Origin of the sequence: Rossellomorea vietnamensis, from assembly GCF_008180415.1 — a bacterium.
Taxonomy (GTDB): domain Bacteria; phylum Bacillota; class Bacilli; order Bacillales; family Bacillaceae_B; genus Rossellomorea; species Rossellomorea vietnamensis_C.
Genome location: NZ_VTEI01000015.1, coordinates 131,840 through 153,305 on the forward strand (window position 1 = coordinate 131,840; position 21,466 = coordinate 153,305).

The following is a 21,466-nucleotide window of genomic DNA, read 5'->3' on the forward strand; positions in this document are numbered from 1 at the left end:
GACACGGAGCTCCCCCCTTATTCATATAGATAGCAGCGAACCCTGCGGTCCGGTTCAATCGGCTTTAGCTCCGGATTCTCAGCCCTGCACTTATCCATGACGTGCGGACAGCGGTCGGCAAAACGGCAGCCTGCAGGAAATAGGTGTGAAGGAGGAACGGTGCCTTTAATGGCCCCCAGCCGGTCGACTTCCTTCTCCAAGCTTGGCAGGCTTTCGAGCAAGCCCTGTGTATAAGGATGCTTAGGCTGATCAAAAATGGTTTCAGCGTCCGTTTCCTCCACTATCTGGCCCCCGTACATCACCATCACTCTATCGGCATACTCTGCTACCACTCCTAAATCATGGGTGATCAAGAGAACGGCCATGTTAAACTTCCTTTTCATTTCATCTAGTAAATCCAGAACCTGCGCCTGGATCGTGACATCCAAGGCTGTCGTCGGTTCATCTGCAATCAGCAGCTTCGGGTCACAGGAGATGGCGATGGCAATCATCGCTCTTTGGCGCATACCGCCCGAAAGCTGATGAGGATATTCACGCATGGTCTCTTCTGCCCTGGGAAAACCGCACATCTTCAGCAATTGCACTGCCTGGCGACTGGCCTGCAGTTTTGAAAGTTTCTGATGTCTGATCAACGTTTCTACAATTTGGTTGCCTATTGTAAAAACAGGGTTTAAAGCAGTCATAGGCTCCTGAAAAATCATCGCAATATCCTTGCCCCTTACTTTGGACATATGCTTGTCATCCATATGGACAAGGTTTCTGCCGTCGAAGACAATTTCGCCCTCCTGAATCTTTCCAGGCTTGCCGATCAGCTTCATGATCGATAATGACGTGATGCTTTTTCCGCTGCCCGATTCCCCTACCAAAGCCAGCGTTTCTCCAGGCTTTATCGAAAAGTCAACGCCATCGACAGCTTTAGCTACTTTCTTATCCTCCAAGTAGAAATAAGTTTTCAACCCTTTTACATTCAGCAGTTCTTTTTGAGTCATCTGCGTCACCTCAGCCTCCGGTCTCGTATTTTTTGGGGAGCTAATCTGTAGTAATTTATGAGTGAAAGTATACAATTTAGACTTAATTTTTTCAATATACTGAAGATTATAAAAACTGTCTTATTTTGTAGTTTTGTGCTTGGTTCATTTCGACCTTCGAAACAACTCACTGTTTTTCACTTTGTTTACTTGGCTTTGAAAGTCGCCAGAAATACTTCCTTATTATGGATAACCAATTGATAAGTATGGGTTTCTACGCTTTCCTCTCTCCTTGGCTGAGGATAGATTCACACACCTCGATGCCTTTTCTTTGACAATAATAATGTATTGTGATTTTGTCGAAAAGTTTTACTAAAATATTTCAAATATTACAGGAGATTACCAGGTGGGTGATGTAAAAAGTTCGGGGAGGCTAGAACCGAGGAAAGAAACATACGGGATAAAACAGCCTGGCCAGTCCTTTCCATCGGCTTCTGCAGGCAGGTTAAATGTTCGCCGATTTATGTCCTGGCTTCGAGTTGTAAGGCTGCCTTTTGTTTGTGTCAAAGAAGCTAGAGAGGAATTTTCAGCGGATGATCTTGAGGTGCAAAACCTTGGGTCTCAGATAAATTTTCGATAGATAAGGAAGTATGCAGCTAGACCAGCCTAAGCGCCCGAGAGCCCGCGTTCACATTGGAACAGATAGACACTATGGATGTCAGCTAAATAAGGGAACAAATTTCCCTTATTTAAGAAAACAGCACCCAAAACAGCTGAAATAAGGGAAAATAATTCCGCTATTGGCTTAAAAAATGAGAAAATGGACCATCTTTCTTTAGTTAAGGGAAAAAACTTCCCTTATTAGTCCTGGATTGCCTTCAGTTCTGGATTTAAGGGAATAATGTTCCCTTATTTTTAGATAGAATTGACCGGTTACTCTATTAAGGGGAAGCCTCATCCCTCAAGGCCCCGCGTTCACATTGGAACAGATAGACACTATGAATGTTTGAAAAATAAGGGAAGAAATTTCCCTTATTTAAGAAACAGTGCCCAAAACAGCTGAAATAAGGGAAAATAATTCCGCTATTGGCTTAAAAAATGAGAAAATGGACCATCTTTCTTTAGTTAAGGGAAAAAACTTCCCTTATTTGTCCTGGATTGCCTTCAATTCCGGGTTTAAGGGAATAATCTTCCCTTATTTCAGGGCAGAATTGGCCGGTTACTCTATTAAGGGGAAGCCCCATCCCTCAAGGCCCCGCGTTCACATTGGAACAGATAGACACTATGGATGTCAGCTAAATAAGGGAACAAATTTCCCTTATTTAAGAAACAGCACCCAAAACAGCTGAAATAAGGGAAAATAATTCCGCTATTGGCTTAAAAAACAAGAAAATGGACCATCTTTCTTTAGTTAAGGGAAAAAACTTCCCTTATTTGTCCTGGATTCCCTTCAGTTCTGGATTTAAGGGAATAATGTTCCCTTATTTCAGGGCAGAATTGGCCGGTTACTCCATTAAGGGGAAACCTCATCCCTCAAGGCCCCGCGTTCACATTGGAATAGATAGACACTATGGATGTCAGCTAAATAAGGGAAGAAATTTCCCTTATTTAAGAAACAGCACCCAAAACAGCTGAAATAAGGGAAAATAATTCCGCTATTGGCTTAAAAAATGAGAAAATGGACCATCTTTCTTTGGTTAAGGGAAAAAACTTCCCTTATTAGTCCTGGATTGCCTTCAGTTCTGGATTTAAGGGAATAATGTTCCCTTATTTCAAAACAGAAATGGCCGGTTACTCCATTAAGCAGAATCCTTCTTATAAACTCTGCTTCCTACGTAAATGAATCCACCAAACCAAACTGGTGGAAAATCATTAAAAAAAGCACTTGAATTCAATAGTGAATTCAAGTGCGCTTATACATGTGTTTTAATAGCTCCTCTTTTAAAGTAAAACAGCTGCCCCACAAGCTTCAAGTTCTTTTCATGATTACCAGGTTAGTAAGGTAAAATATAGTTAATTTTTTTCGGAATTAGTATAGATTAGCAACAAAGTTTACGAAAAGAGCCTTTTTAAAATAAAGTAAATTGCACTTAGTTTATTCATTAGACAAACTAAGTTAGTTCTGCTACAATTCAGATAACTTTTAAATTCAGCTTTTAATTTAGAGGATAAGGGGGAAAGAAGGCAGTCATACATTCCTCAGGCTGTATTTTGTAAACGCTTTATTAAGTCTTGTAAGTTAGCGTTATCTCCAGCCGGTTGTATAGAAAATTTGCCTGCATTCATTATGACAAAACAAAAGAGTTCACTTTACATTTTATCCATCACACTTGTCGCCACTCTGGGCGGTTTGCTCTTCGGCTATGACACTGCTGTTATATCAGGGGCAGAAAAATCAGTACAATCCTATTTAATTGACGGACTCGGCTTAAGTTCCTTCATTCATGGAGCCACCATCTCCAGTGCTTTAATTGGTTGTATTATTGGGGGGCTTCTATCAGGATACTTCTCTTCAGCATACGGCCGTAAGAAATCATTGATTATCGCTGCTGTTCTTTTCTTATTATCCGCATTGGGATCGGCCTATCCGGAGATTTTATTTTTCACTCCCGGTGAACCGACAATCGGTTTATTGATCGCCTTTAATATCTACAGAATAATCGGCGGTATTGGTGTTGGTTTAGCTTCGGCCATCGTCCCGATCTATATTGGGGAAATAGCACCTGCCCATATCCGGGGACGGTTAGTTTCGTTCAACCAATTTGCCATCATCTTTGGGATGCTTGTCGTTTATTTTGTTAACTGGGGCATTGCAAGCGGACAATCTTTGGAATGGATAAACGAGATTGGCTGGAGATATATGTTCGCCTCTGAAGCCATTCCCGCATTATTGTTCTGCATCTTCTTGTTTTTCGTCCCAGAGACACCTCGGTATCTTGCATTAAAAAAAGATGATGAAGGCGCCTTGAGTATCCTCAGCAAAATAAACGGAACCGCTGCTGCCAAGTCAATCTTAAGAGACATCAAGGAATCGGTGAATGTCTCTACTGAAAAATTATCGGTTTTCGCTTATGGTAAAATGGTGATCATTATTGGAATCCTCCTCTCGATTTTTCAGCAGTTTGTGGGAATTAATGTAGCTCTCTATTACGCTCCGCGGATTTTCGAGAGCATGGGTGCCGCAAAAGATGCCTCTATGCTGCAGACGATTGTCATGGGGCTGGTAAATGTCATTTTCACAGTGATTGCTATCATGTCAGTTGATAAATTGGGACGCAAGCCATTATTAATTGTTGGTTCAATCGGAATGGCCATTGGCATGTTCGGTGTGGCAGGCTTGGCCTTTGCCAATATCATTGGCCTCAGCACCCTGCTGTTCATCGTTGTATATACTGCTTCCTTCATGATTTCCTGGGGCCCGGTCTGCTGGGTATTAATCTCTGAAATCTTTCCTAACAGAATCAGAGGCCAAGCTGTAGCCATTGCGGTCGCAGCACAGTGGGCAGCCAACTATCTGGTGTCTTCAACCTATCCAATGATGATGGAATTCAGCGGAGGTATGACATATGGAATCTACGGGATCATGAGTGTACTATCTGCGATTTTCGTTTGGAAGTTTGTCCCTGAAACCAAAGGGAAATCACTTGAACAAATGGAAAAACTGTGGCAGATACCTTCAGCTAAAAACAGCAAAGCCATATAACTCCAGGCAAATGCCTGATTACTATTGAAATTTTTATAACGTTAACGAATTAAAGCGCTGAAAGGGACAGTCCCTCTCAGCGCTTTAATTCGTTAACGTACTCCTATTTTCAGCCCGGACTGAAACCATTCTTTGAAACCCCGATCTCTATTCCGGTATCTTGGAATTCGTCCCGCAGCATCTTCAGCACGACTTTATAGGCTGTCGGATTGTACCATTTCTCCAACCCGAGCTGTCTATAGATCTCCTCGACTCCAAGCTTGGCAGTCCTTCTTCCGCCGCTTCCGTCCCCCATCCAAAAGTCATCGATGGTTACTCTTTTCGCAATCCTCTTTAATTTTTCCGGAAACTCTCTCGAACATGGAAGGAGCGGCGCGATGGTGGCTTGTGTCATGATTCCCGCTTCTGTCAGTTCTTTCAGCGCAGACATCCTGGCAGGAATCGGCGGCGCCGTTGGAGAGAACGCTTTTCGCACCTCTTCTTTATCGGTTTCTATCGTCATGGAGATTCTGATTCTATCCCCAAACTGTTTAAATAGATCCATGTCCCTGTTAACTAAAGGAGACCTCGTTTGCAGATGAATGAACTCCGGCATCTCCTCCAGCATGACTTCCAGCAGGCTCCTCGTCAGCCTGGTTTTCACTTCAATCGGCTGATAAGGATCGGTGGAGGAAGACATGAACAGGGTGACCGGCCCTTTTTTCTTCGCTTTAGCGAGATCCTTTCTGAGGACTTCGGCTGCATTGGTTTTGATATCCACCCATGTTCCCCATTCTTGTTCACGAAAAAGGGAAATCGGCATCTGCCTGACATAGCAGTATTTACACCCAAAAACACAGCCGGCGTAGGGATTCAGTGAATGAGTAAAGTTATCGATCGCCCCTCTTCCAGGCGTCAGTATGCTTTTGGAGACAATATCTTTCAGTTCCGGCTTCATGTCCTTCTCCCCCTCACCGGTTAAGATTCTAAAATAATGTTAATAGTGTCTATTATATAGAAAAGACCGCAACGTGAAGAAGCAGCGGGGGCCATCCAATTTTATCCACAAACCTCCAAGCACCCTGCCATTCATCTTTCATGCGGCCGCCGTTGTGATAATCCGCGCAAAATGTTAGTAGAAGGATGGAAAAATGGATAACTTTCAGTACTATGATCTCCTTATTAATTTCTTGTTGATTGTGATTAGCTGCTTGACTATTGTTTTCTTAACGGAACTAAAAGATTTTTACAGAAAAAATTATAAGCTGCTGATCTTCCTTACCTTTTCAATTGTCATTATCTTATGCATCAGATTTTCCACTTCCCTGAGCGAGGGGCTGATTTGGGATTTAAGGGATATCCCCTTGGTATTCGGCACCATATATGGCGGACCGCTGGTGGGGGCAGGCCTGTATGCGGTTACGGTTCTTTACAGGCTGAGCCTTGGGGGACTGGGGATTTACACGACCATCCTTGGGAATGGAGCAGAGGTGTTAGCCGCTATCCTGCTTTTTAAATCGTATCACTCTTTGTCGTTCAGAAAAAAATTCTTGACGGGAACAGGCCTCACACTCATTTCCCCTTTGATCACAGGGGTGACCGGCCTGTTCCTTTTCCAGCTCACACCAGAGCTCGTAATTGTGTGGATGTTTGATTTCTCATTGACTCTTATTAGCTCGATGGTTGTCATGATCGTCATCCTCCTGCTCACCAGAAGCCTTCAATACAAAGAGAAGACGCTGGTTGCGGAGAAAAATGAAATGGTTGCCCACCTGTCAGCCAGCTTCAACCATGAACTGAAAAACCCTTTAACAACGGTTTTCGGCTTTCTCCAGCTTCTTCAGCAAACCGAACAGGACGCACAAAAAAAGCAGTATATCGAGATCTCCATAAGTGAGCTGGAACGAGCCAAAAGCCTGATATCGAATTATTTGGCATTCGCCAAACCTCACTCTGAAAAAGTAGAAAATCTCAATATGAAAGATCAGCTTCATTACGTTCTGCAAGTAGTGACGCCCCTGGCCAACCAGCACAGCATTGCATTAGTTTCTGATCTGGCAGACTGTGAAATATGGGCTGATAAGCAAGGACTTCAGCAGGCCTTCATGAATTTCTTATTGAACAGCATAGAAGCGGCAGCCCTGGTACCGTCAGGAGGAAAAATATCCGTCACTTCATTTATTTTCAACCGAAAAGTGAAATTGTGCATTGAAGACAACGGAGTCGGGATGGATAAGGAGCAGATCAGCCGGCTTGGACAGCCTTATTTCACGACAAAAGGACAAAGCGGAACTGGCTTGGGTCTCATGGTTTCCTACAGCATCATCAAGAGCCTTGGCGGTGATATTACAGTCGAAAGCGAGATCAATAAGGGCACGACTTTTACAATCGAACTTCCCCTGGCTGAATCGGATTAATAGTGCAAGCGCCTTGTTCAGAAGTTCCTGCTTATTCTAAAAAGCGAAACGGCATGTTGTCTTTCGCTTTTTTTTTCGTGGATTTTACGGATGGCCCCGGACAGCCTCCCAGAATACCATCCTATGATTTTTCAAAATTCCATTGCCAAAATATGAGAATAAAGAGATAATTTCACTATATTCATTTACGGAGGATTTCCCATGATAAAAAAATACATAGGAATCACACTCTTTCTCATAGGAGCTTTTCTACTGGTCAGCTCCGTCGTTTTCTTTCCAGAATTCAGCCATGTCCGCGCTTTACGGATATCAGGAGGAATTCTGTTGTTTGCGGGAATGGCATTCGTTCCGGAATATAAATAAGAGAGGATGCTGGGTTCAAAGGATTTCCACATGAAATCCGGCTTTCAACATATCTAAGAATATATACATATTAGAAAAGGAGAAAAGATCATGAATTCGTCACCTATTTTAGGGAGTGATCGTATTGTTACGATCGATATCATCAGGGGGTTTGCCCTATTTGGAATTTTCCTGGTGAACATGCCCGCTTTTCACTCTGCTGAATTTTTGAGATCATTCAATGCTGTAGAAGCAGATTTGTCAGGGGTAGATTATTGGATTGATTTATTTTTCGCTTTATTCATCGACATGAAGTTTTTCACGATATTTTCCTTTCTGTTCGGACTTGGCTTCTATATCTTCATGAGCCGTGCTGAGCAAAAAGAGCTTAAAGTAACACCGCTTTACCTTCGGAGGATTCTGGGGTTGTTCCTATTCGGCGCCGCCCACCTCATCTTCTTGTGGTTCGGGGATATCCTGCATACCTACGCACTAACCGGACTTCTGCTGCTGGCTTTCTATAAAAGAAAGATCAAGACGATGATCATCTGGGCCTTCAGCCTGCTGCTAGTGATCAATGCTTTGTTCAGCCTGACGCTGTTACTTCCCAGCGGACTGCTGGAGGAGTTTCAAGAAATGAACGTTACTGCCTACAATGCCCAATATGATGAGTATGTCGACGCTTATACGACAGCAGGTTACGGAGAACTGATTTCCTACCGTCTCGGAGCTGAACTCGTTCCGCTCATTTTCAATGCCATTCCAGCAATGATTCCCGTTCTTGCCATGTTCCTGTTCGGTTTAGCAGCAGGAAAGGCAGGCATCTTCCGGCCGGATACACAGCATTTGGGACTTATACGCAAGATTAGGACCATCTCATTCCTGATCAGCATTCCGCTTGTCGCACTGCTGGCGCTTTATAAACTGGAAATCTTCGGCGAGGGCGTTAAAAATTCAACGTACGTTCAAGTGTTTACAAGTTTGAGCGGAGTGACTTTATGCTTCTTTTATATCTCGGCTTTGACACTGCTCTTAAGGAAGAATCAATGGCAAAAACGATTGCGCCCCCTTGGATTTGCTGGCCAGATGGCACTGACAAATTACCTGTCTCAATCCATCATCTGTGTCTTGATCTTCGTCGGGTTGGATTTATACGAAGAAGTCAGCCTGTGGGCCGGCACCCTTATCGCCTTGGCAATCTTCAGCGCCCAAATCATTATCAGTTACTTCTGGCTGAAGAAATTCCAATTCGGTCCATTCGAATGGCTGTGGAGATCCTTCACATACGGGAAATTCCAATCGATGAAAAAGAAAAACCCAGCACCTGGACCTGTGGATAACCGCGGAATACTATAGAAGAGAAAGCGGCTTCACTCTAAATAAAGGGCTCCGATTTTCGGGAGCCCTTTGTATCAATGACATTAAAACTGACCTATGAACTAACATAGGTCAGTTTCTTATTATCTCAAGATTTTCAAAGCATTAACCGTGCAACTGGCAGCCATTCTGGTGAGATTCTTCTGCCAAAAGCCTATCTTAATGGAATAATATGAAACTACTATTCTTAGGGTTTCCACCTTTTTTAATTCTGTTTTTGAGATTTCTCCGAAAGCTGCAACCTTTATCAAAACAGCCTTTTTATTTGAAACCTATCTTGAGTAAGCTGCCCGTTTTTGAAATAATTGGAATAAAGTAATATCCTCCATAAATAAACTACTCTCTGAATAGTTATTTATGGACGAAACAATATTATTGGGGGAACTGGAAATGAAAACAAACCTTTTAAAAATACTTGAAATAATCAAATTGGGAGAGAAATTAAAATCTGAAATGAGGCACAGTTGGCTGTCTAATGGCAGACAAGAAAGTGTAGCTGAGCATACTTGGAGGGTTACCTTAATGGCTATATTAATAGAACCCTATTTAGAACAGAAGGTAGATACCTCCAAATTACTAAAAATGATTACCATCCACGATTTGGTGGAGGCTGAGGCCGGAGACATCCCTGCCTTTGATACGATGGATAACCCTGCAGCTAAGGAACTCAAAGCATTGAATGAGATTAAATCAATAGAAAAGATAAGGGATACATTAGGAAATTCATTAGGAAACGATTTATATGATCTATGGTTCGAGTTTGAAAATAAAGAGACATACGAAGCGAAAGTCGCAAATGCCTTGGATAAATTAGAAGCACAACTTCAACATAATGAAGCTGATTTATCAACTTGGTTAGAAATTGAGCATGGTATGAGCTTTTTGATGGGCAAACATGTAGAGTTTGACCAAACTCTGCAACTGTTAAAGGATTTAATTGAGAGTGAAGCGGAAATAAAATTAAAGGAAGCTGGAAAGGATACGGAACTCATTAAGAATAGTGTCCTGACAAAATAATTAAAATGGCAGGTATAGCTCAACGGATTAAAAACCTCCTTCAACAACCCGGCCATTAATAAAGATTAATCTGATGACAAAAGACTCGTCAAACGACGGAGTCTTTTGTCTCGGTGCAATAAGTAAACCTTTGTGAAAAGATTTCTTCCCCCTTTTCACCCGATAGGCAAATAAAGGTTTAAATTCTCGCCCAGTGTTAACTATATGTATAAAGGGTGAGAGTTGCACAATCCAAATCATTGACTATAAATTTTAATTGTGTAAAATTAAATTGTGCACAACTTAATTTACACAGAAAAACACTAAAAGGAGAGATGTAATATGTCAGACGCATTATTTACTACATCCGTATCAGCTGTCGGTGGACGTGAAGGCCGTGTAGAATCATCAGAGGGCAACATCAATCTTCAGTTAGCAATGCCGGGAACACCACGGAAGAAAGAACTTCCGGAAGCAACAAATCCTGAACAGCTATTCGCAGCAGGTTATGCAGCTTGTTTTGACGGCGCTCTTCAACTGATTGCCAAGAAAGCAAAAGTATCCTTCGATTCTGAAGTAACTGCCAACGTAAGCTTATTGAAAGACGAAGAGGATCAAGGCTTCAAGCTGGCGGTGAAGCTGCAAGTGAAAGGTACCGGCGTCGACCGTGATACTTTAGAAAACCTTGTACACAAAGCACATGAATTCTGCCCTTACTCCAAAGCAACTAAAGGCAACATCGATGTTGAATTGGAAGTTGTAGAGTAAATCTAAAATAGTAAAAAGTTCACGATTCCATCAGGAGTCGTGAACTTTTTTTGTTGATTTTCCTGTCGGGGCTGATCAAGGCGGTTTCGCTTTTGTTCCGTCCAGCTGCACCGCCTAGCCCCTCGGGGTCAAATAACCCAAAGAGAATAAAAGGAAGAACACCTTTTTTTCTCTTTGGAACATTTGCCTGTCGGGGCTGATCAAGGCGGTTTCGCTTTTGTTAATCAAACGTTTGATTAAAGGTTATTCAACAGCCGCAGAAGTGAGGATTTCAACACTTTATTCTCTTCTTCCGTGCTGCCCGCTAGTGATAATATGCGCCCGGGGATGTCCGCCGCTTTTTGCTTAAGATTTTGTCCCTCGGAGGTCAGCTTCACCAAAACGGAGCGTTGATCTTCGTCCGACCGCTCCCTGACAAGAAGTCCCTGCTCCTCCATCCGCTTGAGCATCGGGGTGAGTGTCCCCGAATCCAAAAACAGCTTCTCGCCCATTCCTTTAACCGTCAGGCTCTCATGCTCCCACAACAGCAGCAGCACTAAATATTGAGGATACGTTACATCCAGGTCTTCCAAAATAGGTTTATACTGCTTCGTCATTTCCCTTGAAGCCGCATACAACAAAAAGCAGATCTGGTTCTCCAGCTTCAACTGCTCAAATTCATTTTCCATCGTACACCAACTCTTCGATAAAGTTTCTCTTACTACTATACCTCTTCGCCCCTGTAAAATAAAACTTTTTAAAAGGATTAAGGACACACAAGGATCTAAGGAAACTTGAAAGGAAAGCCACTATGTTTAGAAAGAAAACCTCCTTCCCCTGCCGAATAGAGTTCAAAAAGGAGATTCTATTATGGATAAGCTGCCGGCTGCTCGAAGATACGATTTGGATTGGTTGAAGGTCACAGCCACTCTGCTTGTTTTTTTATATCATTGCTCAATGTTTTTTAACCCCTTTGATTGGCATGTGAAAATAATGAATTGGACAACTCTGCGATTCTGGCGTTCTCCCTCCTGATCGGTACCTGGATCATGCCCATCTTCTTTGTGATTTCCGGCATCAGCTCGTTGTCGTTATAACAGGTTTCTTAATTAAAGACTGGAGCTTGCCCATTTCAGTAAAATTTTCCTTTCTGGCATTGGGTTCATTTCTCATCATCGCTTTCATCTATCATTTTGTGATCCGCTCCTTTTCCATACTTAGAATACTATTGGACTCCGAGGAAAAAAGCGTCAGGCTACATTGCAGCCGCTAGCAGCATTTAACAGGAACGAGGTGTCTCCTAAGTAGTTTTATAAAGCGGATTAACAGTGCAATTAACACAATAAAAAAAGCTTGGGAGGCCCCAAGCTTTTTGTTATTAATGCGTTGTTCTTACTAACGCCCTCTGATAGTTGAATTCTCTACAATTGCTTCAGAGCTTCATTTATTGCCCAACTTTGATGTTCGTGAAATAATTTATTAATAGCCTGGCAGGGTTTAATCCATTCTAAGAGGTGGTCTTCCTCTATGGGCTTACTAAATTTTTTAATAAATTCGCAACTGTAAAAATAGCCTTCACTTAAATAATACTTACATTCATTTGTAGAGTAGAAATACCTATTAGCACATCCTATAAAATCAACCATTTTAATGTCCATTCCCATTTCTTCTAAGGCTTCTCTCTTTAAGCATTGCTCGTGTGACTCATTACCTTCTATGCCACCACCTGGAAGAAAGTACTTACCATCACCTGTTTGAATAATAGCTGCTTTATCGCCCGGGCTATTGAACATTACGCAGTAAACAGCAGGTCTTAATATGTACTCTTTGCCTTCTTCCTTTTTTCCAAATGTAATAATATCCATGATCAAATCACCTAGACTCTCAATTCTTCTTAAACATTTCTGTCCTACTTGATCAAAAGGAGGCTCTTATCCAGCAGACGCCACCATTCACGAAGGAAAGTATTCCATTGGCTCAGTACAATGAACATACCCATTTTTCTTATAATAATTAATAGCTTCATCACTTGGCCATACAATGACAAACTCATATTCATTCTTTCTTATCCAATCGTTTATTGTACTTAATACTTTACTTCCAACACCTCCATTTCGATATTCTGGAATGGTGTATACATTGGTCATATAAGCAAATGGATGGGTAACCCTGCCTGGCCTTGGCACTTTTTGCAATAATTCTATGTATATATGGGAGGCAATTTTTCCCTTATCCTCAGCAACCCAAATAAACCACTGGCTGCTTTTTAGTGCATTCTCTAAGAATCTTTGACATTCCCTTTCAAACTCTTCATAGGACTCATTTTTTTTGCTCTCATCAAACTCAATGGTATTATCCCATCTCATTTTTATTAATTGTTTAATGTCTTTTGCTTCAGCAAGTCTGATATTCATTTAATTTCACCTCTCATATATTTTTCTAATTCAGCTTTGCTGCCCCAATAATTGAAGATATGAGAGCTAATGAACAGTTCCCAATCAGCACGCTATCCATCAATAAATTTGTTTAGAAAGCTTTTGTACATGTCGGCCTTTCTTCAGTTTGGAGTACTTTACTCAAGGGGGAGAGGCAGAGATATCTAATTCTGGATTCGCAAATCAAATAAACCTCCCGCCATAACTTTAAATGCAATTATTTAGTTTGCGCCTTTAGCCGTAGATACTGACACTTGCAGGTCTTTTTGAAGGAAGGATCCTTCTTGTTCAGCAAATGCCCCCGTTTTCCGAAGAACTTCTAACCAAAATTCCGATTTAAAAACAGAAGCAGATAACTACCTGCACAAAGATAAATTGCAGCTTGGGTTGTAATATAAATTGAAAGTTCAACTAAAGTTAGTTTTCTATCCCTTTTAATTTTCTTAAAGTGTCTGTAATAATAGATTGAACATAGTAGCAGTATTATTGCCGATGCTTGAAATAAGTTATTTAATAAACTAACCATCAAATCGTCTCCTCACTTTAAAATCACAGCTCCTCTGCTAAAGCCCCTTTGTTGAATCAAAACAATTATGATCATTGCGTAAAACCATTTGGAACGATACCAAACAACCTCTAATTCTATCTTAAAACTCATTCCCCCTTCTTCTGGAGGTAACAAGGAATATAATGATACTTCAAAATAAAACATTAGCAGGGAATATAAGAATAATAGAAGAAATATAAACCATTCAAAAGATTTCACCTCAAAAAAGCACCTTTTTCATTTTCTTTAAGACTCCCTTGGTAACTACCCTTTTTAAAGCCAAGGCTTCTCAGCTTGTTCAACAAACGCCCCGTTTGTTAATTGTTTCTTGAATGTGAATCCCTCCATTCTTATAAGGTTCAATAGCTTTTTCATGGGCTTCCTCAACAAAAAAATAACAAAATCCACCTCTTCTGATTGCTCTGTTTATGTTCTACCTAGTACTTAAACAAAGGCCACCAACTACTTCAAAGATGTTGAGCAGCCAATCAAGTCAAAAAAGTTTAATAATTAAAGCTATACCTAAAGCAAATGGCAAACATCCAAAAGCTGAGCAACCGGCGCATCCATCTAAAGCCTCTTTTTGAGTTATTGGTTCCTCTTTATCGTTTTCTATATCCTTTGGGAGCTGTGTTTCCTCACTAATTTTTGACACACAATGCCTCCTTAGCCACGCCATCTATAACAGAACTACATTTCCATCCCTATTTTAAATTTCGTTTCAAGTTTCCGCTAAAACTCTGTTTATTTCTCATCAAACCAACACTGTTACCAAAAACAGCTCCCATAAAAAATAGGTAGAAGGTGTTCCAGTTGTATGAGCCACTAGCATAACCCTCTGCTAAAAAAATCAGCATTGATACCCCTAAAATGATTCCAGCATATTTCAAACTCTCACCAAATTCCTTCACTGATTATTCCCCCTTTATACTTTTGGACGAAAACCAAGCAATTTAAGTTCCGTCGCTGGTAATTACGTTAATAATTAGACGATACTCATTTACTTAAGTTTCGAAGATCCCGTTTTTTTCCAGAGTAGTCCGGATTTCTTTATTTGAAATTCTCAATAAAAATTTTATTAGAAGAATAAAGGGCACTGCTTTTTAAAGCAATCCCCCTAATCGTACAACTCCCTATTGAATTTCAAGTGGAGAGGGCTGCTTTTCCCATTCAGTTGGCCCTTCGTTTGGTTCAATAAACTTCCTCCAGTAGTCTCCCGTTTTCTTATCAAATAGGATCACATTTTGTTCATTCGCTGAAATAAACTCATATCGATATTGCTCTTCTGGCTCTGGGCTGCCATCCCTTGATGAATCCCTTATCGCACTGGAGATGGTAAAGGCTGAAACTAGTAGACAGATACTTAAGATAACAATTGCACCTGTCAATGATAATCTGCGTTTTTTCTCGTCCAACTGAACTCCCCCTTACTATTTACTCTCTAACTTTTTCTTGGCTTTTCGTTCTAAAAATATTGGAGTTATATTCAGTAAGATAGAAGCTATTGTTAAAAACCATAATTCCCTATCATAATTTGGCACTTCACTTAAAGCTGACAAATCTTCTCTTATTACTAACTCCGATAAAAAACTGTGCTCTGCACAAAGTGTTAATGCAGTAAAGGATAATCCCATCGCCATAGCAAGCTTATAGTCCTTTCCTGCTGCGAACATATAAAGATTTATAAAGGTTACTCCTATTGCCATAACCCCTAATACCAACCACATATCTATTCCTCCGAATATTTTTATTTATAACGTGAACAACTAAATGCTTATTCCTTTTGATATTCCTGCTCATTAGGTTAAGTACCTTCTTTCACTAACCTGCACAAACTGAATAAGCCCCTTATGCATCTATATTGGCTAAAGTTATTTAAATTTTTCATTTCTTATAGAATTAAGATATGAAAATCTGTCTAGCGCTGTTTCCCAATCGACATAATGATTTTCTTTAATTGCATAGAGCAAATTATGAAATATCGGTTGTAAGCCATAGAAGGACTGTACTCTATTAAAGATGGACCCATTGTCTTTAACCTGATAATAAGATAGTACTTCTGCTGTAAAATCTGGACCCAAAGACCAGTATAACCCAGCAAAATCAAAGGCAGGATCTCCTGCCTGAGCATCTGTAAAATCAATGATGCCACTTACAAGTCCTTTGTCCTTTTGAAATAAGATATTGGCTATTGTCAAATCTCCATGGATCAATACCTTTTTGGTTGTTGAAAAATTTGAATTACTAAAGAAGTCATTAAAGAGGTTATTGATTTCTATTTTCTGTGACTGTTTAATGCAAGGAAAAACTAAAGCCTCAACAGAGTTATATAAGTCTTCCCAATATTCCTTGGTGTGGATAGGTAATATCTTTGCCCCTTTAAATTCTGATAAGTTAATACTATGCAGTTTTGTAAGGAAGTCTCCTATAATTTCTGCATTCTGTGGTTTTATTAAATTAATCACTTCAAAATCACTTAAAGAATCACCCTCTAAATAATCATATCTCACACCTTTAAACTCTCCATCCAAGTAAACAGATTCATATTTAGGCAGTTTTACCAAAGGGTTTTCTAATTGCAACCGGTTTATTAAGGACACCTCATCTTTAACCTTTACTGCAACTTCTTTTGACTTTGGAAATCTAAAAACAACCTTATTATTTAAAATGAGAATGTCATTATCCCACCCATTGGTGTTTGTCTGTATTTCATTAATTTGGATATCCGGATTTGTCCTTTTTATGATATCTATCAATTGATTTACCTTCATTTGTTACAAACCTCCAAGTTACATCCCCTCAATTCCAATTATTTCAAATATCAGCAACTTACTCAATAAAAAGTTTCAAACAAAAAAGAAGCTCATCCTCTTCGGATAAGCCCCTTATACTTGAACGGCACGCTCGTTAAGATACTAGAGATTTATAAATCTCTCCAATAATCCCCTCCAATTGATGAACACCTAATTCTGCATTCGTCATAATAACGGCACCTTTCTCTTTGTGCGGGTACGCCACCATCATACATTGAAAACCTACTCCCCAACCCATAGAAGTAATTTCTAATTCTTTTTCGGAGCCATCTAGAAATACGCCTAATCCAGTCCAACTTTTTCCTCTTTGAGAACTTATCATTTCTTGAGCTGAACTTTTTGAAATTCCAATTTTACTTTCTCCCTTTAAAGCATTCATTAGTTCAAGAACTAATAGGGTCAAATTTAATGATGTCGTCCATAATCCTGAAGCTGCCGGATAAGGGTAGATAGGATATTTCCCTTCTACCAATTCACCCATTTTATTATGGCCGCAAGACAATTCTTTTTTCTTTCTCTCTATCCTTGTTAAATTTAAAAAGCTGCTTTCCATTCCTAGTGGTTTAAATATGTACTCATCTGCCACTCGATAAAACGGCTTTTTCATTACATCCTCTATTAGTTGCTGAATAATGCAATAGCCTGCATCTGAGTAATGGAATTCACGCTCTGGCTCAAATTGAACTGCAATAGGAACATTACAATAATGTGATTTTCCCTCTAACAATTCAACTATTGAAGGAACAGCTATATTTGAATTTAGTTTAGAAAAACTGCCTTCGGGATCCTTAATACCAGATTGATGACTAAGTAAATTTCTTAAAGTAACTTTTTTATTTTGGGTATATTCATTTTCAGGCACTTTCCAAGTTACAAGTCTATCATTTACATTTTCATCTAAATCAAGATACCTTTCTTCTAGTAATTTTATTACTACCATACCAGTTAAAAATTTACTAATGGAACACGCACTATAAATAGTATCATCGCTTACTTTTCTATCACTATTTACTTCAAGCAAACCATAGTTGTCTATTACGCTGATTTGACCTTCTTCAAACAACGCAATACTTAGGCCGTTTACATTATAATGTTCCATTCGTTCTTCAATCTTGATGTTTTTCACTTTCATTAATTTCCCCCTGGGTAACTTAATTATGAAAACACAATATGTTCTGATTTATTTATTTGGAGATATAATTACTTTTTCAACAAAACTATCAACTATATTTTACCATATAATGTTATAAATCCTTGAATTTTCTTGAGGCAATTTTAACCGCATCCCAAATAAAAAAAAAAATAGCACCCTAAATCGCGCGATGACAACTTCTATTGTCAACGTCGATATTGGGGTGCTATCTGCTATGCTATATTACACTTTTATCCACAATTTAGGTGTACCCTATCATCCTATTTATCCACGGGAATATTGATGGTCACTCCCACTTAAACACATAACTGGCAAGTATAAATCCGCCAACCAGCCACACACCCAGAATCAGAGTTTCCGTCCCTAGCTCCAAAAACGGTGTTCCCAGATTCATTGTCTCCCGCAAAGCTGAGCTTAGATGGGCAATGGGAAGGATGTTAACAACCGGTTGAACCATTTCCGGCATGTCACTGACTGGAAAAAATACTCCTCCCAGAAACAATAGGGGAAATGTAACAAATGCAGCAATCGGGCCCGCGCTTTCAGGGTTTTTGGCCATACCGGCAATGACGAAGCCAAGTGACATAAAGGTCAGGGTACCGAGTACGATGAAGAAAATTAGGGCGAGCCATGAGCCTGCGACATTGATGCCGAAGATGAGATTAGCGAAGAGGACGACCAACAGTGCCTGTGTCCCATTAAGCACCAGCCTGGCTGAGATTTGGGCCGCAATGAAAGTCGAAGCTTTTAACCTTGTTCCCTGCATCCTGCGAAGAATCCCTCTCTCACGCCACGCTGAGATTTGGCCTGCAACGCCATTCATATTGTTATTCAAAATCATCAGCGCGACAATCCCTGGCACAAGGAAATCGACGTAACGGAGGTTCAAAGCCTCAATGCCAACCTTTTCAACAGTCACGAGTGGTTGATAATCCACAAGGTCTTTGCTGTATTGATCAATAATTCCATTTATAACCGTGAAGCCAAGCTCGGCGTTTTCGAGGTTTTTTTCATTATAATAAACCGGAAGCGAGAAGGCTGGATTCTCTCCCTTCAGATTCTCTTCATATCCTGCTGGTATTTCAATAAGAAGCTGGATATCTCCGGTTTCAACAGCCTTTTTACCAGTTTTTACAGTTTCAAAACTTTCTGTTTCCACGGCTTTATTTTGCTGAAATAGGTCCTTTATATCGTTGGATGCAGCGGTTTGATCGAGATCGACCACCCCGGCGGACAAAGAAACAGAATTTTCTTTTCCAACAAGCGAACCCAGCGCCAGCATTAAGATGATGGGAAAAAGCAACGTGAAGAGCAGCACCTGCTTATTTCGTGCAAAAATACGGAGCTGCGCCAATGTTAACTGCCAATATGCTCTCATGATTCTCTGATGCTCCTTCCTGTCATATGGATAAAGACATCTTCCAATGTCGCCAAGCGTGTTTGAAGATCCTCAAATTTAAATTGATGCTGCTCGGACGCATGAATCAGGGAGGTCAAGGCCAGCTGCAGATCGTCCGTATACAGCTGGACAAAGGTATCTTTGATGGACACTTCGCCGACTCCCTCCATCGCCATGAACCAGTCTTTTTCAGGAGGATTATTCAGGTGAAATTCCACTGTGCTGGTCGACTGCAATTTTTTCACCAGGTTAGTTGGTGTATCGAGAGCGATTAATTCCCCTTGATCCATGATACCGATGCGGTCACAGAGCACATGCGCCTCATCCATATAGTGAGTGGAAAGAATCACTGTTTTTCCCCGCTCCTTTAAATGCAGTACAATATCCCACAGAGTTCTCCTCGCTTGCGGATCGAGACCGGTCGTCGGTTCATCAAGAAACACTATTTCCGGATCATGAATCAAAGCCAGCGCAATAGCAAGCCGCTGCTTTTGTCCGCCTGAAAGACCTTTAATCCGGTCCTTCCTCTTTTCAGTCAGAAGCATATCCTCTATTAATTCGTTGATATTGACGTTATTCGGATAAAAGCTGGCGTATAAGTGCAGAATTTCGTCTACTTTCAATAATTCGAATAAGGAGGTGGACTGAAGCTGTACGCCAATCACCTCTTTGACCTTGTTCACTTCTTTTCGGACATCGAACCCTGCCAATACAGCTGTTCCTTCGTCAGGCTTGCGGAGGCCAACCAGCATTTCAATTGTCGTGGTCTTTCCGGCACCATTGGGTCCAAGCAGGCCAAATATTTCTCCTTTTTTCACTTGAAAAGCCACTCCATTCACAGCCGTAATCGAGCCGTAGCGCTTCGCAAGATTCTGAACATCTACCATTATTTCATTATTCATGACAAACCTCCTTAGGATTGCAGTTGATTGATTTATAAAGCTTTTTCTATCACTATTTTGGCAAAGATTACTCCTGGTGGGTGGGGCAGACCAGAAGGGCAAATGTTCCCGAGAGAAATAACGGAACATTTTTCCGCTATTTGCAGATTCACTCTCTTTTCAGGGTAAATAAGGGAAGTTTTTTCCCTTATCTAATGGAAAGTTCCTATTTTGCTAGTGTTGGAGGCCTATAAGGGAACTTTCTTCCTCTATTTAAGCTTTTTTCCGTTCTATTTAGTAATTAAGGGAAATTTATTCCCCTATTTAAAAAAGTGGAAGTGCCCAGGTCAGCTCCGACGGGCAAATGTTCCCGAGAGAAATAAGGGAAGATTGTTCCGCTATTTGCAGATTCGCTCTCTTTTCAGGGTAAATAAGGGAAGTTTTTTCCTCTATTTAAGCCTTTTTCCGTTCTATTTAATAATTAAGGGAAATTTGTTCCCTTATTTTTTAAAAAATGGAAGCGACCTAGGCAGAGCCGACGGGTAAATGTCCCCGAGAGAAATAACGGAACATTTTTCCGCTATTTGCAGATTCACACTCATTTCAGGGTAAATAAGGGAACTTTTTTCCCTTATTTATAGGAAAACACCTATTTTACTAGTGTTTAAGGCCTATAAGGGAACTTTTTTCCTCTATTTAAGCCTTTTTCCGTTCTATTTAGTAATTAAGGGAAATTTGTTCCCCTATTTAAAAAGCGAAAATTCCCTGGTCAGCTCCGACTGTCTCACCGGGTTTATAAAGTGCCTCAAAAAAAGAAAACAGCCCCTTATAAGCTGCTTCCCTCCTCATTATACGCGGTGGTGGTCCTCTTTCCAATTTTGTACTGCCTTCTTAATTTCATCCGGTGAAAGGTTCTCCGATAAGGTACGCGCCACTAATTCAGGATACTCTGCGTCATCCGCAAAACGCAGGGCGATCACCTGCTTCAGTGAAAGCCTGGAATCTACTAGATTCCCAGTCAATCGATAATACCGGAAGTTCTCTTCTCCACGAATGATCCGATCCTGAAGCTTCAGGGCATACCCTCTCAGCCTCACTGTCACAAATAAAAAAATCAGTGCAAACAATAATACAATCACGCTCAGCAGCCACTGGTCCCCCACGTTTTGGAAGAAGAATACAATCGATAAAATGAACGCAATAAGCGAAAGCAGGCCAATTCCTCCTATAAAGAGCGGATCTGCCTGTGTATGATTCTTATAATCTTGTTTTATTGTCATTACCCCCTGTCCCTCTATCTTATTCTAGCTTATTTGTGTTATCCCTTCATAATATGAGTGCAGCTGTATTTATAAAACCATGGATTATGCTCGCTCTCCTTGACCCTGATGAAAAAAACACTCCACTACATTAAAGCAACAAAAGGGACAGTCCACGGGTGTTGATTAACCACAATATGTAAAATAAACGGTTTCATTAGACAAAAAAAACCACCCTCCTTTAGAATGATTGTTACCGCTAACAACACAAAAAGGAGAGTGGTTTCATTGACTAACTTTAACAAACTTTCTGAGATTCTTCAAACTTTCATTACGGATGAGGAAGTAGCCGACCTTTGTGAGAAGTGGGGGTATGAAGACACAGCCAGGAAGTTATCAGCCCACGATCTAATACGATTTTTTGTTATATCCTCTGCGAAAAAATGGGAA

20 protein-coding genes are annotated in these 21,466 nt (G+C 40.6%); 6 read left to right on the plus strand and 14 right to left on the minus strand.

The window, feature by feature from the left end:
* Nucleotides 1-17 precede the first annotated feature (17 nt).
* Entirely contained in the window at nt 18-989 is a 972-nt protein-coding gene (locus tag FZC78_RS20075; protein ID WP_148941906.1) for an ABC transporter ATP-binding protein, read from the minus strand.
* A 2,266-nt stretch (nt 990-3,255) separates the two neighbouring features.
* On the opposite strand from FZC78_RS20075, the gene xylE reads away from it, so the two are divergent.
* Nucleotides 3,256-4,671, plus strand: coding sequence for a D-xylose transporter XylE (gene xylE, locus FZC78_RS20080; RefSeq protein ID WP_148941879.1), 1,416 nt, complete (start codon nt 3,256-3,258; stop codon nt 4,669-4,671).
* Between the two features lie 109 nt (nt 4,672-4,780).
* Here xylE and FZC78_RS20085 read toward each other — a convergent pair whose 3' ends face one another.
* On the minus strand, nt 4,781-5,608 hold the full coding sequence (locus FZC78_RS20085) for an SPL family radical SAM protein (RefSeq protein WP_148941880.1): 828 nt from the start codon (nt 5,606-5,608) through the stop codon (nt 4,781-4,783).
* 193 nt (nt 5,609-5,801) lie between these two features.
* Between FZC78_RS20085 and FZC78_RS20090 the strand changes: the two genes are divergently transcribed.
* From FZC78_RS20090 to FZC78_RS20105, 5 genes are all read left to right on the plus strand, one after another.
* Nucleotides 5,802-7,067 (plus strand): ATP-binding protein, encoded by a 1,266-nt coding sequence (locus FZC78_RS20090; RefSeq protein WP_148941881.1) that lies wholly within the window; start codon nt 5,802-5,804, stop codon nt 7,065-7,067.
* Nucleotides 7,068-7,268: 201 nt separating this feature from the next.
* Nucleotides 7,269-7,430, plus strand: coding sequence for a hypothetical protein (locus tag FZC78_RS23915; protein WP_187442785.1), 162 nt, complete (start codon nt 7,269-7,271; stop codon nt 7,428-7,430).
* 90 nt (nt 7,431-7,520) lie between these two features.
* Nucleotides 7,521-8,765 carry a DUF418 domain-containing protein gene (locus FZC78_RS20095; RefSeq protein ID WP_148941882.1) on the plus strand — a complete coding sequence of 415 codons (1,245 nt, stop codon included), beginning with the start codon at nt 7,521-7,523 and terminating at the stop codon, nt 8,763-8,765.
* A 411-nt stretch (nt 8,766-9,176) separates the two neighbouring features.
* A complete protein-coding gene (locus FZC78_RS20100) occupies nt 9,177-9,803 on the plus strand; it encodes an HD domain-containing protein (protein WP_148941883.1) in 627 nt (208 codons plus the stop codon).
* Nucleotides 9,804-10,124: 321 nt separating this feature from the next.
* Complete coding sequence (locus FZC78_RS20105) at nt 10,125-10,550, plus strand: organic hydroperoxide resistance protein (protein WP_148941884.1); 426 nt, start codon at nt 10,125-10,127, stop codon at nt 10,548-10,550.
* 236 nt (nt 10,551-10,786) lie between these two features.
* On the opposite strand, the gene FZC78_RS20110 is transcribed toward FZC78_RS20105, so the two are convergent.
* The 12 genes from FZC78_RS20110 to FZC78_RS20165 all read right to left on the minus strand — a co-directional run bounded on the left by FZC78_RS20110 (nt 10,787) and on the right by FZC78_RS20165 (nt 21,037).
* Entirely contained in the window at nt 10,787-11,218 is a 432-nt protein-coding gene (locus FZC78_RS20110; RefSeq protein ID WP_148941885.1) for a MarR family winged helix-turn-helix transcriptional regulator, read from the minus strand.
* 732 nt (nt 11,219-11,950) lie between these two features.
* Complete coding sequence (locus tag FZC78_RS20115) at nt 11,951-12,394, minus strand: NUDIX hydrolase (protein WP_148941886.1); 444 nt, start codon at nt 12,392-12,394, stop codon at nt 11,951-11,953.
* Between the two features lie 87 nt (nt 12,395-12,481).
* Nucleotides 12,482-12,943 (minus strand): GNAT family N-acetyltransferase, encoded by a 462-nt coding sequence (locus FZC78_RS20120; RefSeq protein ID WP_148941887.1) that lies wholly within the window; start codon nt 12,941-12,943, stop codon nt 12,482-12,484.
* 1,061 nt (nt 12,944-14,004) lie between these two features.
* A complete protein-coding gene (locus FZC78_RS23920; RefSeq protein ID WP_187445034.1) occupies nt 14,005-14,166 on the minus strand; it encodes a hypothetical protein in 162 nt (53 codons plus the stop codon).
* 49 nt (nt 14,167-14,215) lie between these two features.
* Nucleotides 14,216-14,422 carry a hypothetical protein gene (locus FZC78_RS20130; RefSeq protein ID WP_148941889.1) on the minus strand — a complete coding sequence of 69 codons (207 nt, stop codon included), beginning with the start codon at nt 14,420-14,422 and terminating at the stop codon, nt 14,216-14,218.
* 222 nt (nt 14,423-14,644) lie between these two features.
* Nucleotides 14,645-14,926, minus strand: a complete 282-nt coding sequence (locus FZC78_RS20135; RefSeq protein ID WP_148941890.1) for a hypothetical protein — start codon at nt 14,924-14,926, stop codon at nt 14,645-14,647.
* Nucleotides 14,927-14,941: 15 nt separating this feature from the next.
* Nucleotides 14,942-15,238, minus strand: coding sequence for a hypothetical protein (locus tag FZC78_RS20140; RefSeq protein ID WP_148941891.1), 297 nt, complete (start codon nt 15,236-15,238; stop codon nt 14,942-14,944).
* A 144-nt stretch (nt 15,239-15,382) separates the two neighbouring features.
* Nucleotides 15,383-16,282 carry an aminoglycoside phosphotransferase family protein gene (locus FZC78_RS20145; RefSeq protein WP_148941892.1) on the minus strand — a complete coding sequence of 300 codons (900 nt, stop codon included), beginning with the start codon at nt 16,280-16,282 and terminating at the stop codon, nt 15,383-15,385.
* A 136-nt stretch (nt 16,283-16,418) separates the two neighbouring features.
* On the minus strand, nt 16,419-17,456 hold the full coding sequence (locus tag FZC78_RS20150; RefSeq protein ID WP_148941893.1) for a serine hydrolase domain-containing protein: 1,038 nt from the start codon (nt 17,454-17,456) through the stop codon (nt 16,419-16,421).
* A gap of 307 nt (nt 17,457-17,763) precedes the next feature.
* Nucleotides 17,764-18,855 carry an ABC transporter permease gene (locus FZC78_RS20155; protein WP_148941894.1) on the minus strand — a complete coding sequence of 364 codons (1,092 nt, stop codon included), beginning with the start codon at nt 18,853-18,855 and terminating at the stop codon, nt 17,764-17,766.
* The gene (locus tag FZC78_RS20160; protein ID WP_148941895.1) at nt 18,852-19,778 is read right to left on the minus strand and encodes an ABC transporter ATP-binding protein; all 927 of its coding nucleotides are present in this window, start codon (nt 19,776-19,778) and stop codon (nt 18,852-18,854) included. Before FZC78_RS20160 ends, FZC78_RS20155 begins: the two co-directional genes overlap by 4 nt.
* An 827-nt stretch (nt 19,779-20,605) precedes the next feature.
* Entirely contained in the window at nt 20,606-21,037 is a 432-nt protein-coding gene (locus FZC78_RS20165; RefSeq protein WP_148941896.1) for a DUF6526 family protein, read from the minus strand.
* Nucleotides 21,038-21,466 lie beyond the last annotated feature (429 nt).